Here is a 15,859-nt window from a genome sequence, read left to right on the forward strand (position 1 = left end):
TATTATAATTAACAAAAGTATTACATATTTATATACTGATAGATTTGCTCTATACACATTTCATAAACCTCAGCAACCTTATATTTTTTATACCATGTCACTGTTAACTCTATTGTTTTATCAATATCTAATTTAGGGGCCCAATTTAATTTAAACCTAGCCTTACTAATATCTAAATTTAATATATTTGCTTCGTGTAAGTGTCTAGCATTTGAAATATTATTTAATTTTCCCTGACCATATTTCACTATTATTTTACTTGCAATTTCCCACACATTCTTCATCGAATCAATATTCGGCCCAAAATTCCATGCTTCACTATAATTAATAGGATCCTCAGTTAGTTTTTGTCCTAATAATAAATACCCACTCAAGGGTTCCAACACATATTGCCACGGTCTTAAAGCTTTTGGATTCCTGATATTAATTACCTTATTATGCTCAATTGCTCTTATACAATCTGGCACAATCCTATCTTTTGCCCAGTCTCCTCCCCCAATCACGTTTCCAGCTCTTACAGACGCAATTGCCTTTTGATGTTCTCTATATTCATTCGGATTCATAAAAGATTGACGCCATGAATTAATTGCAATTTCACAAGCAGCTTTGGAAGAGCTATAAGGATCATACCCTCCTAATGTGTCTATTTCTTTATATCCCCAAAGCTGTTCTTTATTTTCATAACATTTATCAGTTGTAACAAATATGCCTACTTTCGTGTTACTAGAGGCTCTTATACACTCAAGTATATTAATCGTCCCCATTAAATTAACTTCATATGTATCAATAGGTTTTTCGTATGATTCTCTAACAAGAGGTTGTGCAGCTAGGTGAAATACATATTCTGGTTCATACTTTTTAAAAACTTCCTCTAATTTTTTCTTATCCCTAATATCACCACGAATATCTACTACCTTATCAGCCAAACTAGCCATTTTAAAATTTCCCTCAGGTGATCCTTCATCAATACTGTATCCGATTACTTGAGCACCTAATTCATTAAGCCACATACTAAGCCATGCCCCTTTAAATCCCGTATGTCCTGTTACCAAAACCTTCTTTCCCCTATAAACATTATTAAATCCTTGCATTAATTATCACACCCTCTTAATTCCATTAGAAGTATCCCAATATTTTATTCTATATACCGTACTATATAATCTGCTAATCTTTGTGCACCTTTTCCATCTACTATTGTTTGCATTTTTTCAGATAACGCTATTCTTTTGTGTCTGTTATTAATCATATCTTCTGTAAAATTTATTATATTATATATGACTTGTTCTGCATTTTCTCTCCAATCTCCTGCTGTAGGAATAATATTATTCTTTTCAAAAGCCATACTATTATAAATCTGATTATCTGCAAAAAAATATGAAATAGTAGGCATACCCGTAGCACATAACTCATACAATGTACTTCCACTGGCAGAAATGGCCATATCACACTTGCACATGAGTTTACACATTTCTGTAACATTCTCATGTACTATTAAATTATTATATTTTCTTGACTGCCTTCTTAACATTTCTCTTTGACTATTTAAACTTCCAGAAACTATATGTATAACTATATTATTTCTATTTGCTATTTCTATTAATGAATCTACTAATCGAGGTCCTATACCATATATATCTGCCCCCCCCGTAGATATCAAAATATCTTTTACTTCATCTTTTATTTTCCTTTTTCCAACATCCTGAAATTCACTTCTTAATGGAACATACTTGCATCCAATTAATTGTTTTTCTTTCTCTACTCCTGTATATTTCATTTCATTCCCATAAATACTATAATTAATTAATAGGTCACACCTATATTCAAAGGCATTTATATCATCAATGTATGCAAGTTTTACAGTCTCTTTAATATCATTCATATATTTTTGAGTAACATAATAACTATCAACTATAATGAGCTTCGGCTTTATTTTCTCTAACTTAGGAATTAAGACAGAAATCTCATCTTCCATATTATCCCACTGTGTATCTAAACAAATAACATCAAATCCATTTTTCTCAATTATTTCTTTCATTATACCGTCTGCAATTATAAATATGCACTGTTGCTTTTTATTATTTAATGCCTTTGCTATAGCTAGACAACGCATAACGTGCCCTGAACATATCTTATCGTTACCATCAACTCTAAAAGCAATCAATCTTTCACCTTCTAACATTCTTTTTCTGCCTGTATACCTCTCTTCTTATAATCAGCTACAATTTCATGCCAAGAAAAGGGGGATTTGTCATATATCTCCTGTAACTGCTTTTTTGTATGATAAGTTCCCTTCTTGGGTTGTGGAATCCCTTCTATTTTATTACATTTTATATCATTCCAATTTTCCTTAAATAATTCACATATTTCATCTATTAATTTATTATAACTTGTGCTAAATGTCTCTTTACCTTCATCAAAAAACATTTCTTTCTGACACAAAATTTCTCCGGTATCTAATCCTTTGTCTACTCTATGTATAGTAACACCTTTAGGTGTATCCTCAATAAAACTAAAATAATTTGGCGCCCAACCACGATTATATGGTAAATACGAAATATGTAAATTAATAATTCTATTCCCCATATACTCTATAATATCTTCATCTATAATATGTTTATAGTTAAAACTAATAATAAATTTAGGTTTAATAGCCTTAATAATTTCCAATGAGATTTTTTCTTTAAAGTGAATAACGTATTCTTCTCTGTTACACAACCATTCATACAACATTGTGGTATTTTCATTATTAGTAAGAAAAACTATACTTTCTTCTTCACATAATTCAAAGGTTAAAGGGGTGCCTGCCATAATATTCTTTTTAGCCTTCATATTGAGTACTGACTCTCTATACTTAGGCAGAATACCATATCCCGGCCTTATTACTTTAATATTTTCAGTAGTAAACGGCTCTCCTTTTTTTATATCCTTTACCACAAATAAGGATCTACGAAACACCATAGACTGCTTTTCATTTGAATTCAAGTCGTATGACACTTCCCCTATAATTGCTTTTGCAGCATTTACTTCTTTAATCATAGTCGCAAATTCCTCAGGTTCCATTGAAAATTCACTGTCACATGTTTTAATTTCTCTAGATAAACAAAAATGCTTTTCTACCACACACGCTCCTTGACTCGCTCCTACAACGGCAGCTAAACTTCCCATACTATGATCTGAAAGTCCTATTGATACTCCAAACCTGTTTTTCATATCTTGGATAGTAGATAAATTCATATCTTTCCAATCAGCAGGATATGAACTACAACACTTTAACAAAATAACCATTTCATTTCCCATACGCTTGCATGCCTCTACTGCATCCTGTATTTCCTCAACACTTCCCATACCACAGGAAATAATTATAGGTTTGCCTTTGCTAGCTACATATTCAATAAGAGGAATGTCTACAAGTTCAAAACTTGCAATTTTATAAGCTTCACACTCTAGTCCTTCTAAAAAATCTACAGCAGTTACATCAAAGGGTGTAGAAATAAAATCTATTTCTAATTCATCACATTTTTCTTTTATAGCACACTGCCACTCCCATGGCGTATATGCATCTTCATATAATTGATATAAATTATATCCATCCCATAAGCCACCTTTTATCTTAAACCACTTTGTGGTGCTATTGATTGTCATGGTATCCGCTGTATAGGTTTGTATTTTGAGACAATCTGCACCAGCTTCCTTAGCAGCCTGTACAATTTCTAAAGCATTTTCTAACTTACCACCATGATTTGCACTCATTTCTGCAATAAAATATACTTCTCCCCTTGAAATTTTATCCCATAGTCTCATATCATTCCTCCTAATACCATTCTAACTTACTTTCTATACCATTCTACTATCTTTTTCACCGCATCTACTACGTCATTTATATCTTCATCTTTCATCTCGTAATACAGTGGAATACTCATGATTCTTTCATATACTTTTTCTGCATTACTACAAATTCCTTTTTTATATCCCAGCTTACTATAATAAGGATGATAATATACAGGAATATAATGAATTTGACAATTAATTCCCTCAGCCTTCATTGCATCAAAAAATTCTTTTCGTGTACAATTTAACTTATCTAAATCTAGCTGAATGATATATAAATGTGGAGTCGTATCAGATTTAGGATGATTTTTTTGTAATATAATCTCATCTATGTCCTTAAAGGCATTGTTATAACATTGAATTATTTGCTTTCTTTTAGAAGAAAATTCGCTTAATTTATTTAATTGACTTATAAGTAATGCAGCTTGAAAGTCCGTCATTCTATAATTAAACCCTAATGCTATTTGCTCATAATACCAACTACCATGTGGTTCCTCTATCATCATTTCTTGATCACGAGTAATCCCATGTCCTGTGAGCAATTTTAATTTCCTATATATATCAATGTCATTAGTAGTAACAGCTCCCCCTTCTCCTGATGTTACAGTTTTTACAGGATGAAAACTAAAACAAGTTACATCAGCTATACTTCCAACAGCCGCTCCATCATATCTTGTACCTATTGCGTGGGCTGCATCTTCTATAAAATACAGATTATTTTGTTTGCAAATTTCTCTTATCTTATCTAATTCTGCTGCTTGTCCAGTAAAGTCTACTGCAATTATTGCCTTTGTCCTTGAAGTTATTTTTCTTTTAATATCTTCTACACAAATATTATATGTATAAGGATTTACATCAGCAAAAACTACTTTCGCTCCACAGTATAATATAGAATTAGCAGAAGCTACAAACGTTAATGGTGTCGTAATAACTTCATCGCCCTCACCTATTCCCAATGACATACAAGCGATATGAAGTGCCGCAGTTCCATTTGCTACTACCACTGCATATTTAGCACCTGTTATTTCACATATTTTTTCTTCAACTTCATCAATTTTAGGACCTGAGGTTATTAATGGTTGTTTTAAAGTCTCTACTACCGCCATTATATCGTCTTCATCAATATACTGTTTTCCATAATAAATAGGCTTTTCTCTTATAGGACTTCCGCCTAAAATAGCTAATTTTTGCATCTCAATACCTCTTTCGTTCCTAGTACTATATCTTACCTGAATATGTACCATAAATATTAATTTCCTTGTATAAAACATGAAAGTAGCTAGATATTATCTTTTAATCCAACTACTTTCATCTACTTTACAAATCTACTTATTCAATATATTACTTAATTTTTCATATGTAGCATGCCTAAATCTACCGTATTGCGTAATTATATTTTTGACTTCATACTCATTTAAATTAAGTTGATTCATTAATTCTATTAACTCATCCAGTTGTTCATTAGAATAGTGATAGCTTTCCCATTTACGAACTTGATGCATAAAAGCAATCTTATCCATGGCTTCTGTAAGCTCTTCATCTTTCAAGTAGTTTTTATAATACTCATTTTCCTTTAATAAGTCAAAATAATAATCTGGAAATACTTTGCAATCATAACCTTCTCCTAAAGTTAACCCTAACTTTATACACTCATTACAATACGTAAAATGATATTTTTTATTTAAGATATCGTCTACATTGTCCTCTAATATATTTCCACAAATAATATTTTTTTCATATTCTTTACTAAAACAATTACATACTCTAACGTTTCCATCTACATTAATTGATAAGAATTTTTCTCTAAAATCACAATAATCTCTTGGTGATGCCTTGATCTGTTCATCTAATACATTTAATAGTAATTCTTTTGACATCTGTTTAAATTCTTCATATGGAATTTGATTATTTACATATTCTCTGCATTTGTTCTTATCAAATAAAACTGCATAATTTGGTGCAAATCTAATATCATATTTATCGCAGAATTTCCTGGCATCCTCAATTTCGTTTTGATTAAATTGATAAATATGATATGTCATATCGAATGGAACAGTCTTTAACTTTTCTCTCAATGCCAAAATATTTGACTTGATTTTTTCAAAATTAAATCCATGGATTCTATTGTATGAATCCTGTGAAAAACCAGGCATAGAAATTAATACTCTTTTTATATATGTAATATTTTCTTGATTAATATTAGGAATAACACTTGCATTTGTACTAATATCTGTTTTTATATCCATCTCTCTATTAACACTTAATATGCTATTTAAATTAGGATGCAATAATGGCTCTCCTAATGCATATATATGAAAATTAGTATTCAGCGTTAGCATTTTATATTCTATCAGCTTCTTTAATATAGATTTATATTTTTGTATATCAATAAATTCTCCTCTATGAGATAAATCATTACCTGATGGACAATATTTACACTTTGCATTACAAAAGCCGGTAATATCTACTGCAATTTCTTTAAATCCCATTGGAAATTTTTCTTGCCATTGAGTTAAATTTCTAATTTCTGTATTCAATATTATTTTCTCCTTAGTTCTCTACATTATAAAGTGTAACTATTTCATTATTTAATTTCAGCACCTTATTTATATAATCTACTATTGAATCTTGACCATAATAGGATGATATTAAAATTTTATAATTATACTCATATAATTGTTCCGGCGAGATAATAGGTATTCCATTATATTGCTTATTTTGGTAATGCAAATTACTATCTACAAATAGTTTTATATTACATTTTCTCAACTGTCCTTTTGCAAGCTGTCTTAATGTGTGAGTCCCTACTCCCCAAACAATAATAGGCTCTTGTTCTTGTATCCTACTCTTTATTTTTTCATTTACCTCTCGCTCTAATCTATAATTTCGAACAATATACTCCTTAATACTCTCTATTGCTTCTTGATCATCTACTATTTTCTCATTGTTCTTGGTTACATCATCATCATATCTAAATATTGTTTCTAACTCACTATATAGTTTATTATGATTGATTTGATACTCAATTAAAGTGAATCCATGTTTTCTCATCAAATTACTTAATGAATTCTTTGAAAAATAATTAATATGTTCTACACTAAATTCTTGAAAAGGGCAATTCACTAACTCTTTAAATCCTTGTACATTGGGAACTGATAAATATAAGTATCCTCCCTTATTTAATATTTTTTTTAATTGAGTAATTGAATAATTTAAATCTACTACATGTTCTAAAACAGCATTAAGTCTAATAAAATCATACTTTTCATGTTCCTCTAATTCATTAATGGTTGCTTGCTTAGCATTAATATGATTATCTTTCATTAGTTTGACACAAAGAGGTGATGGATCTATTCCATTTAAATCTTGATAGCCTTTTCCCTTTAAAAATCTTAAAAAATCGCCTGTGGCACATCCAATATCAACTATTCTAAATTCTTCAAAATTTATCTCTTCATTATTAATGCACTCTTCAATAAAATTTAATGAAGCTTGAAACCTTGAAATTTGACTGTCTGTTAACTCATCTGCTTTAACTTCATATTTTGAACAATTTTTATAATATAAATCAAACTCTTTTTGCCCCGGAATATCATCTGCATATAAAAAGCCACAATTGTTACATACAACTACTTCATATCCTCTTAAAAATGTCACTTCTTTTATGTCAACAAATTCCTGACTAAATAAAATTTCATTATTATAATGATCGCATATTGGACAGTTTCTTTTTTCTATTCTCTCCATAGTACTTGCCTTCCTTTATAATATTCAAAAAGCTTTTCCAGTCCACATTCTATAGGTGTAAGCCGCAATTCTATTTCTTTATTAAGACGTTTATTATCTCCTGTATACTCAAAATTCATCCCCTCCATTAAACAGGCTACTTCTATTTGTTTCCCAGAAATAACTTTAATAATTTCTGCCATTTTTGATAATTCTATCGGAGAGGCTGTGCACACGTTATAATCTTGATATTGTGGTTTATTTTCTAAAACCCATTTAACTGGTGTTATCAAATCATCCACATATAAGAAGTCAAATATACAATTCTGTCTTATAGTGAGTGTTTTTCCCTTTAATGCAGATAAACACAAATGAGAAGGAAAACACGCTTTATGATTTTCATATTTGCCATATACGCCAAATAATCTTAGATTATAAATATTGCTAGATTTTCTAGTCTCTAAATTCATTATGTACTTACTTAGTGAATAGTCATTTAAGTTCGGAACCCTTCTTCCAAAATCTTCTTCTTTAAAATTCTGTATAGGATATCTTTTATCATATTCGGCTCCTGAGCCAAAATAAATGACCTTATCTATTTCACCTGCATACTCAATCAAATTATAAAACATCTTAAGATTACAACTTAAATCCATTCTTGGATTAACATCTCTTCTTCTCTGATTATATACAGCAGTGTGAATAATATCTGTGATTTTATATTGCCTTATATATTGCCCTACTGAATCAATATCTAATAAGTCTAATTCCTCACTAGAAGGAGCTACTAGGTCATACTCCTTACCTAATTGTTCTTTAATATTTCTTCCAATAAACCCATTTCCTCCAGTTAGTAAAATGCGTTTCATTTATCATTCTCCCATTGCGGCATATTTTCTCTCAGCTCCTCTTCCGATAAAAAAGGATATAAATTTTCTAATTTAGAAGAAGAAAATGTTCCATTTGGATGAGCTACAGTCATAGACTTAGGAATTTCATCAAAATAAATAGATGCCTTTATCTCACATAATATAGGTTTTGAATCACTCATTACTTTCGATAGCACACGTTCAACATCTTCATTGTTTTCTATGCAATAATAATTCAGCTCATATGTTTTAGCTATATCTTCTACTTTCGGAAAACTTACATAGGTTTGAGCATCACAAGCAGCAAATTGACTTTTAAAATTATTCTTTTGCATCATATAGATAGAGGCATAACCGCTATTTGAAAGTATGAATAATTTTATTGGCAAATCATAATTTTTAATAAGTTGTAATTCTTGAATATTATGTTGTAAACTTCCATCACCCTCTAATGCGATAGTTCGTCTTTTACCACTAGCTAAACACCCCCCAATAGCAGCTGGTACAACAAAGCCCATAGATCCCAATCCAAGTGATGCCATAAACCTTTGTCCTTCTTTTAGTTCAAATGCCATATGAGAAATACCACAAGCTCTTCCAGAAGAAGCTCCAATAATTACGTCCTTTTCATTACAATACTCTGATAATTTATTCATAAAATAATATCCATCAGTTAACCCCTCATTGTCCACCGGTTGTTTTTCTTCTAGTAATGGATATTTTTGTTTCATTTGCTGACAGAAATTGATCCAAGTTGTATATTCTGGCAAAGAATATTCGTCACATCTTTCTAACATTTTACTTATAAACAGCCTTGCATCAGTACAAACTTTTTCTATAAACTCCATATTTAATTTATTAATTTCGTTTTCATCAATGTCTATAATTACTTTTTTAGCTTGAAAACCAAAATGAGGTTCGTCATATGCAGTTAATACTGGGTTTAATCTCGTTCCGATAATAATCAATAAATCGCTATTTTGTAATACATAGTTAGAATATCTAGTGGTAGGAATACCTGGTGCCCCAAAATACAACAAATTATCTTCTGCAAACATATCTTTAGCTCTCCATGTAGCTAAAACAGGAATATGCAGTTTTTTTACTAATCTTTTAATTTCTTCTTGTGCCCCAGCGCTCACTACTCCTCCGCCAATTAATATAACTGGTCTTTTAGAATTCATTAATAGCTCATATATTCTGCTTATGGCTGAAACTAAATCTTCCTTTATCATTGATAAATCTTCTTCAAGAGGATTAAACCCTTCCAATTTTTCTGGCTCAATTTGAGCTGCTTGAATATCCAACGGAATATCCAACCAAACCGGCCCTTTACGCCCAGTTCTCGCTAAATATACAGCCTTTTCTAAGTGATAACGTACTTCTTCTTTATTGGTAATTTTTACAGCATATTTAGTAATAGGTTTTACAATAGATACAATATCTACTTCTTGTGCTCCAAATTGTCTTACATTTCTTAAGGAGGCAAAGTCTGCTGTCTTGCATTGTCCTGATATTGCTAATACAGGTACTGAATCTAAATAAGAAGCAGCTATTCCAGTAACTGCATTCGTCCCTCCAGGTCCTGTAGTCAACATACAAACTCCTATATTATTAGTATACTGAGCATAGCTATCTGCACATATAGAACTAGCTTGTTCATTTAAATTGCAAACCAAGTTTAGATTATTATTCTTTCCTACTGAATCTAATAAATGCATCATTCCTCCACCCGAAATTAAAAATATATCTTTAACTCCAAGTTTAACAATAAACTCTGCTACATAATCAGAAACTTTCATTTAACTACTTCCTTACTTTTTATATTTTTTATTTATCCTTGGATTAAACTCTACTTCCCCTTTAAAACTATAATTGCTCAAGTAATTGTTTTAATTCTTCTACTGATAACCATTCTTTATTGGTTCCTGAATTATATTCAAACCCTGGCTGAACAATTTTACCACCTACTTCATAATAATCTTCTACATTCCACCAATCATATTGCGGATATATAATATAGTGCTTTTCATATTCATATGTATGACTAGAATCATCTGTTGTAACCATTATTTCATGAAGCTTCTCTCCTTCACGTATACCTATTTCTTCTAACTCAATCTCTTCCCCTCCTATAGCCCTAGCTAAATCCGTAATATTAAAAGAAGGAATTTTAGAAATGTAAGTTTCTCCACCTTTAGAATCCTTTAAAGCTTTAATGACTAAATCCACCCCTTCATCCAATGTAATCCAAAACCTAGTCATTCTCATATCCGTAATTGGAAGAGATTTAACTCCTTCATTTATTATTTTTTTGAATAAAGGAATTACCGAACCTCTACTTCCTGCCACATTTCCATATCTCACTATTGAAAACACCGTTTCCTTAGACGCTGTATATGCATTAGCTGCCACAAATAACTTATCCGATACTAGTTTGGTTCCCCCATATAAATTAATAGGATTTACTGCTTTATCTGTAGATAATGCAACAACCTTTTTTACTTTTTGATCAAGGGCAGCATCTATTACATTTTGCGCTCCATGAATATTAGTTTTAATAGCTTCAAATGGGTTATATTCGCATATAGGCACATGCTTCATAGCTGCTGCATGAATCACGTAATCCACAGCATAAAAAGCTCGCTGTAATCTATCTTTATCTTTTACGTCTCCGATAAAAAATCTTAATTTTTTTATTTTTTCTTCACCATATTCTTTAATAAGTTCATTTTTCATTGTATATTGTTTGAACTCGTCTCTAGAAAAAATAATAAGCCTTTCGAATTCATATTCATCCAATAATCTTCTTGTAAATTTTTGACCAAAAGAGCCTGTCCCGCCTGTAACTAAAATTCTCTTTCCTTTAAACATATAACTTCTTACTTCCTTCCTACTTTCGAATAATATACTACCTACTACTTACTCTACCACTTTACATATTGCTTCTTGCATATAATCCATCATTTCAATAGTCATACCTGGATATACGCCTATCCAAAAGCTATTTTCCATAATATAGTTAGTATTACTTAAACTTCCTACAATACGATATCCGCCTTCTGCTTCACGAACATGATCAAAACATGGATGTTTGATTAAATTCCCTGCAAACAGTGTTCTAGTCTGTATCCCCTTATCCTCTAAATACTGTACAACCCTATTTCTATCTACCCCTGACTTACAAGTAAGCAGAAATCCAAACCAGCTCGGTTGACTATTTTCACACGCTACAGGTAATATTAATCGCGTTTCAAGATGCTCTAAACCTTTTCTAAGATATTCAAAATTATGTTGCCTTTTCTCAATGAAAACTTGTATCTTGTCTAACTGTGCACACCCAATAGCTGCTTGCATATCTGTAGCCTTGAGATTATATCCAAAATGGCTATAAACGTATTTATGATCATAACCCATAGGTAATTGTCCATACTGCTTATCAAATCTATGCTTACATAGATTATCTTGACCCGAAGCACAAATGCAATCTCTTCCCCAGTCTCTTAAGGAACGAATTATTTTATTTAACAATGGGTTGTTTGTATAAACAGCACCACCTTCTCCCATTGTCATATGATGAGGTGGATAGAAACTAGAAGTACCTATATCTCCAATAGTTCCTGTATAATACTCCTTCCCATTTAATGCATACCTACTTCCTAATGCATCACAATTATCTTCTATCAACCATAAATTGTGCTGATCACAAAAATTTTTCACTGCTGCAAGGTCAAAAGGATTTCCCATAGTATGTGCAATCATTACTGCTTTTGTTTTACTTGAAAGTGCTTCTTCCAATTTTGCAATATTGATATTGTATTGAGGTATTGTTACATCTACAAAAACAGGAACTGCACCATATTGAAGTATGGGCGTCACTGTAGTTGGAAATCCACAAGCCACTGTGATTACTTCATCACCTCGTCTAATCATGCGTTCTCCCAACAAAGGTGAGGTTAACGTCATAAATGCAAGTAAATTAGCACTTGAGCCCGAATTAACCAAACTACAATACTTTATATGTAAAAACTCAGCAAATTTTTTCTCAAATTTCTCAGTATATTCTCCTGATGTGAGCCAAAAATCCAAAGATGCATCCACTAGATTCTTCATTTCATTTTCATCATATACACGTTTTGCATAAGCTATTCTGTCTCCAACTTGATAATTGCTATTTTTATCATGAAAATGTTTATAATACTCCCCAACCATTTCTAGAATCATTTCTTTAGCTTGATTTTCTGTCTTTCCATCAAACATCTTATATATCCCTTTCTCAACCATATCAATTTATTTTATCCATGGTACATTACCACTTTCCCATATAGCCTCCAAATTATTTTTATCTCTTAAGGTATCCATGCATTTCCAAAAACCACTATGCTTATATGCATTTAACTGCTTATTTTGAGAAATATTTCTTAATGGTATTTGCTCAAAGATACATTCATCCTCATCTGATAAATACTCGAAAACTTCTGGCTCTAATACCATAAATCCTGCATTAATCCAGCCACCATCCTCTTTTGCCTTCTCCCTAAAACTTTCTACTTCATAGTTATCATTAATATCTAATACACCAAATCTTCCCTCTGGCTGTACAGCTGTTAAAGTTAGTAGCTTCTTACACTTCTTATGGTGTTCTATAAGAGCCTCTAAATCAACATCTGAAACTCCGTCCCCATATGTCATCATGAAAGCTTCTTCACCTATGTATTTTTGCACTTTTTTTAATCGTGCGCCAGTTTGTGCATTTAACCCTGTATCTACTAAAGTGACTCTCCATGGTTCTGCTACATTTTGATGTATTGTCATCTCATTTCCATTTTTAAAATCATATGTTATATCTGACATATGTAAATAATAATTAGCAAAATACTCTTTAACCACATACCCCTTGTATCCCAAACAAATAATAAATTCATTAAACCCATAGCCACTATACATCTTCATTATATGCCAGAGAATAGGTTTTCCTCCTATTTCAATCATTGGCTTTGGTTTTAAATGACTTTCTTCACTAATTCTAGTTCCCAAACCACCTGCCAAAATAACTACCTTCATGTTTATCATTCCTTTTGGTCATTCTAAATTTTTATGTTTTATATTATATATCGTCAATTCCCGCTCATATTATTATATTCTAATCATATAGTACTCTACTTTTACTTCTGCTATCTGCTATCTGCTATGACCTATTTCTATCTTTAATTTTAATGTTAGCTAAAAAGATTAAAAATCCTCGCTAATTAACTTTATTATACACTATTATTTATATATTGTAAAAAACTGCCATATATCTACTTAAAGACATATGACAGTTTTCTATTTGTTATTTTTAATTTCTTATTGATCAGCTTTCATTGGGTTTACTTTGATTCCAGGACCCATTGTAGTTGATACTGAGATGCTACGAAGGTATTGACCTTTTGCAGCAGCTGGTTTTGCTTTTATAACTGCACTCATTAATGTGTGGAAGTTGTCTTGTAATTTTTCAGCACCAAATGATACTTTACCAATTGGAACGTGGATAATGTTTGTTTTGTCAAGACGGTATTCGATTTTACCTGCTTTGATATCATTGATTGCTTTTGTTACGTCCATAGTAACTGTACCAGCTTTAGGGTTTGGCATTAAACCTTTTGGTCCAAGTACGCGGCCTAAACGCCCAACAACACCCATCATATCTGGAGTTGCTACTACAACGTCAAATTCAAACCAACCTTCGCCTTGGATTTTTGGAATTAAATCCTCTCCACCAACGAAGTCAGCGCCTGCTGCTAAAGCTTCATCAGCTTTTGCACCTTTAGCGAATACTAAAACTCTTTGAGTTTTACCTGTACCATGTGGTAATACGATAGCACCACGAACTTGTTGATCAGCATGACGGCTGTCTACACCTAATTTAATGTGAGCTTCAACTGTTTCATCAAATTTAGCAGTTGATGTTTTTCCTACTAATTCAAATACTTCTGCTGGATCATAAACCGCTGCACGGTCTACTAATTTAGCAGCTTCAATATATTTTTTTCCTCTTTTCATCACTTTACCTCCTTGTGGTATTAGCGGGGCAGTGCCCTCCCACGTAAATAAGTTTACGCGCCTAATTTATAAATTGATTAAAAACCGATTAATAATTATTCTTGAACTGTGATACCCATTGAACGAGCTGTACCAGCGATCATGCTGATAGCTGCTTCAAGGCTACCTGCGTTTAAGTCAGGCATTTTAAGTTCTGCAATTTTTGTAATTTCTTCTTTAGAAATTGTTGCAACTTTTTGTTTGATAGAGTTTGGAGAACCAGACTCAAGTTTGCATGCTTTCTTTAAAAGAACTGCTGCTGGTGGAGTTTTTGTAATGAAAGAGAAAGATCTGTCTGCATATACAGTAATTACTACTGGAATGATAAGACCTGTATCTTTAGCTGTTCTTTCATTAAACTCTTTTGTAAATTGAACGATATTTACACCGTGTTGACCAAGTGCTGGACCAACTGGTGGAGCTGGTGTTGCCTTACCAGCTGCAATTTGTAATTTAATCATACCTGTAACTTTTTTTGCCATTACCGTTACCTCCTAAAAAATGTGGTATTCGCGGGGAATTCCCTCCCACTCGCGCGCTTTGTAATTTAATGATTACTCATATATTGAAGTCTACATTTAATTAAGTGTAGCTTCCTTTTGAGAAGCACTACTCAAATATTTCTACTTGATTCATACTAATCTCAACAGGGAACTCTCTACCAAATCCGCTTACTGATACAACAATGGTACCTTTAGATTGGTGAATTTCTTTAACAATTCCTTCAGAATTTTCAAAGGCTCCTGTAAGTAGGGTTACTGCATCTCCTATCTTAACCTTAGGAGCTGGTCCGTAAAGTTCGATCCCCATGTTCTTTACTTCTTCTAATGAAAGACTAACTGGTTTAGAGTCTGGCCCAACAAATCCTGTAACTCCTCTAGTGTTTCTCACTACATACCAAGTATCATCAGTCATTACCATCTTAACTAATACATAACCAGGGAATGTTTTACGTTGAACAGTCTTTTTAACACCATTCTTTTCTTCTACTTCTTGTTGCAAAGGAACTTCAACGGCATGGATGAGCTCTTCCATATTACGATTTTTAATCGCTTTTTCAATATTTGCTTTTACTTTGTTTTCATATCCTGAAAAAGTATGAACTACATACCATCTCGCCTTTTCCATAGATCGTTCCTCCATTATAATAATCCTTTAATTAAGTTCTCAAGAACTCCAATTCCGCCATTAATAGCAAAGTCCATGATATAGATTATAATTGCTACAATAATAGATAATCCTAAAACATTTAAGGTCAATTTAGTAAGTTCCTCTTTGTTAGGCCATACAACTCGTTTGCTTTCAGCAATAAAGTCTTTAAAAAACCCTATCATAAATCCACTTCCTCCCTGGCG

Annotated in this window: 15 protein-coding genes; all 15 read right to left on the reverse strand. The window is 31.9% G+C overall.

The features are described from left to right. Positions 1–20: 20 nt before the first annotated feature. Positions 21–1,091: a CDP-glucose 4,6-dehydratase gene (rfbG, locus tag EKH84_RS21375; protein ID WP_127067851.1), complete on the reverse strand. Its 1,071-nt coding sequence runs from the start codon at positions 1,089–1,091 to the stop codon at positions 21–23. Between the two features lie 44 nt (positions 1,092–1,135). Then, the gene (pseG, locus tag EKH84_RS21380) at positions 1,136–2,179 is read right to left on the reverse strand and encodes a UDP-2,4-diacetamido-2,4,6-trideoxy-beta-L-altropyranose hydrolase (RefSeq protein WP_127067852.1); all 1,044 of its coding nucleotides are present in this window, start codon (positions 2,177–2,179) and stop codon (positions 1,136–1,138) included. Continuing rightward, positions 2,173–3,801 (reverse strand): pseudaminic acid synthase, encoded by a 1,629-nt coding sequence (pseI, locus tag EKH84_RS22790; protein WP_127067853.1) that lies wholly within the window; start codon positions 3,799–3,801, stop codon positions 2,173–2,175. The genes pseG and pseI overlap by 7 nt, the downstream gene beginning before the upstream one ends. Before the next feature lie 26 nt (positions 3,802–3,827). Then, on the reverse strand, positions 3,828–5,021 hold the full coding sequence (gene pseC / locus EKH84_RS21390; protein ID WP_127067854.1) for a UDP-4-amino-4,6-dideoxy-N-acetyl-beta-L-altrosamine transaminase: 1,194 nt from the start codon (positions 5,019–5,021) through the stop codon (positions 3,828–3,830). Positions 5,022–5,153: 132 nt separating this feature from the next. Beyond that, positions 5,154–6,365 carry a radical SAM protein gene (locus tag EKH84_RS21395; protein WP_127067855.1) on the reverse strand — a complete coding sequence of 404 codons (1,212 nt, stop codon included), beginning with the start codon at positions 6,363–6,365 and terminating at the stop codon, positions 5,154–5,156. 13 nt (positions 6,366–6,378) lie between these two features. After that, positions 6,379–7,575, reverse strand: coding sequence for a class I SAM-dependent methyltransferase (locus EKH84_RS21400; protein ID WP_127067856.1), 1,197 nt, complete (start codon positions 7,573–7,575; stop codon positions 6,379–6,381). Then, positions 7,563–8,423: an NAD-dependent epimerase/dehydratase family protein gene (locus tag EKH84_RS21405; RefSeq protein WP_127067857.1), complete on the reverse strand. Its 861-nt coding sequence runs from the start codon at positions 8,421–8,423 to the stop codon at positions 7,563–7,565. Before EKH84_RS21405 ends, EKH84_RS21400 begins: the two co-directional genes overlap by 13 nt. Continuing rightward, positions 8,420–10,225 carry a thiamine pyrophosphate-binding protein gene (locus tag EKH84_RS21410; protein ID WP_127067858.1) on the reverse strand — a complete coding sequence of 602 codons (1,806 nt, stop codon included), beginning with the start codon at positions 10,223–10,225 and terminating at the stop codon, positions 8,420–8,422. The genes EKH84_RS21405 and EKH84_RS21410 overlap by 4 nt, the downstream gene beginning before the upstream one ends. 67 nt (positions 10,226–10,292) lie before the next feature. Beyond that, positions 10,293–11,297, reverse strand: a complete 1,005-nt coding sequence (gene pseB / locus EKH84_RS21415) for a UDP-N-acetylglucosamine 4,6-dehydratase (inverting) (RefSeq protein ID WP_127067859.1) — start codon at positions 11,295–11,297, stop codon at positions 10,293–10,295. Between the two features lie 48 nt (positions 11,298–11,345). Next, complete coding sequence (rfbH, locus tag EKH84_RS21420) at positions 11,346–12,683, reverse strand: lipopolysaccharide biosynthesis protein RfbH (protein ID WP_127067860.1); 1,338 nt, start codon at positions 12,681–12,683, stop codon at positions 11,346–11,348. Positions 12,684–12,713: 30 nt separating this feature from the next. After that, positions 12,714–13,487 (reverse strand): glucose-1-phosphate cytidylyltransferase, encoded by a 774-nt coding sequence (gene rfbF, locus EKH84_RS21425; RefSeq protein WP_127067861.1) that lies wholly within the window; start codon positions 13,485–13,487, stop codon positions 12,714–12,716. A gap of 282 nt (positions 13,488–13,769) precedes the next feature. Continuing rightward, entirely contained in the window at positions 13,770–14,465 is a 696-nt protein-coding gene (rplA, locus tag EKH84_RS21430; protein ID WP_013658523.1) for a 50S ribosomal protein L1, read from the reverse strand. A 95-nt stretch (positions 14,466–14,560) separates the two neighbouring features. Continuing rightward, positions 14,561–14,986, reverse strand: coding sequence for a 50S ribosomal protein L11 (rplK, locus tag EKH84_RS21435; RefSeq protein ID WP_127067862.1), 426 nt, complete (start codon positions 14,984–14,986; stop codon positions 14,561–14,563). A 127-nt stretch (positions 14,987–15,113) separates the two neighbouring features. Then, positions 15,114–15,632 (reverse strand): transcription termination/antitermination protein NusG, encoded by a 519-nt coding sequence (nusG, locus tag EKH84_RS21440; RefSeq protein WP_013658525.1) that lies wholly within the window; start codon positions 15,630–15,632, stop codon positions 15,114–15,116. Positions 15,633–15,646: 14 nt separating this feature from the next. Continuing rightward, positions 15,647–15,838: a preprotein translocase subunit SecE gene (secE, locus tag EKH84_RS21445; protein WP_013658526.1), complete on the reverse strand. Its 192-nt coding sequence runs from the start codon at positions 15,836–15,838 to the stop codon at positions 15,647–15,649. Between the last annotated feature and the right edge of the window lie 21 nt (positions 15,839–15,859).

This window comes from Cellulosilyticum sp. WCF-2 (genome assembly GCF_003990395.1).
Taxonomy (GTDB): Bacteria; Bacillota; Clostridia; order Lachnospirales; family Cellulosilyticaceae; genus Cellulosilyticum; species Cellulosilyticum lentocellum.

Coding starts and splice junctions, on each gene's coding strand:
- pseG (WP_127067852.1), bottom strand. CDS start 2,179: ATGTTAGAAGGTGAAAGATTGATTGCTTTTAGAGTTGATGGTAACGAT.
- EKH84_RS21400 (WP_127067856.1), bottom strand. CDS start 7,575: ATGGAGAGAATAGAAAAAAGAAACTGTCCAATATGCGATCATTATAAT.
- rfbG (WP_127067851.1), bottom strand. CDS start 1,091: ATGCAAGGATTTAATAATGTTTATAGGGGAAAGAAGGTTTTGGTAACA.
- rfbH (WP_127067860.1), bottom strand. CDS start 12,683: ATGTTTGATGGAAAGACAGAAAATCAAGCTAAAGAAATGATTCTAGAA.
- pseC (WP_127067854.1), bottom strand. CDS start 5,021: ATGCAAAAATTAGCTATTTTAGGCGGAAGTCCTATAAGAGAAAAGCCT.
- rplK (WP_127067862.1), bottom strand. CDS start 14,986: ATGGCAAAAAAAGTTACAGGTATGATTAAATTACAAATTGCAGCTGGT.
- secE (WP_013658526.1), bottom strand. CDS start 15,838: ATGATAGGGTTTTTTAAAGACTTTATTGCTGAAAGCAAACGAGTTGTA.
- rfbF (WP_127067861.1), bottom strand. CDS start 13,487: ATGAAGGTAGTTATTTTGGCAGGTGGTTTGGGAACTAGAATTAGTGAA.
- pseI (WP_127067853.1), bottom strand. CDS start 3,801: ATGAGACTATGGGATAAAATTTCAAGGGGAGAAGTATATTTTATTGCA.
- rplA (WP_013658523.1), bottom strand. CDS start 14,465: ATGAAAAGAGGAAAAAAATATATTGAAGCTGCTAAATTAGTAGACCGT.
- EKH84_RS21405 (WP_127067857.1), bottom strand. CDS start 8,423: ATGAAACGCATTTTACTAACTGGAGGAAATGGGTTTATTGGAAGAAAT.
- EKH84_RS21410 (WP_127067858.1), bottom strand. CDS start 10,225: ATGAAAGTTTCTGATTATGTAGCAGAGTTTATTGTTAAACTTGGAGTT.
- nusG (WP_013658525.1), bottom strand. CDS start 15,632: ATGGAAAAGGCGAGATGGTATGTAGTTCATACTTTTTCAGGATATGAA.
- pseB (WP_127067859.1), bottom strand. CDS start 11,297: ATGTTTAAAGGAAAGAGAATTTTAGTTACAGGCGGGACAGGCTCTTTT.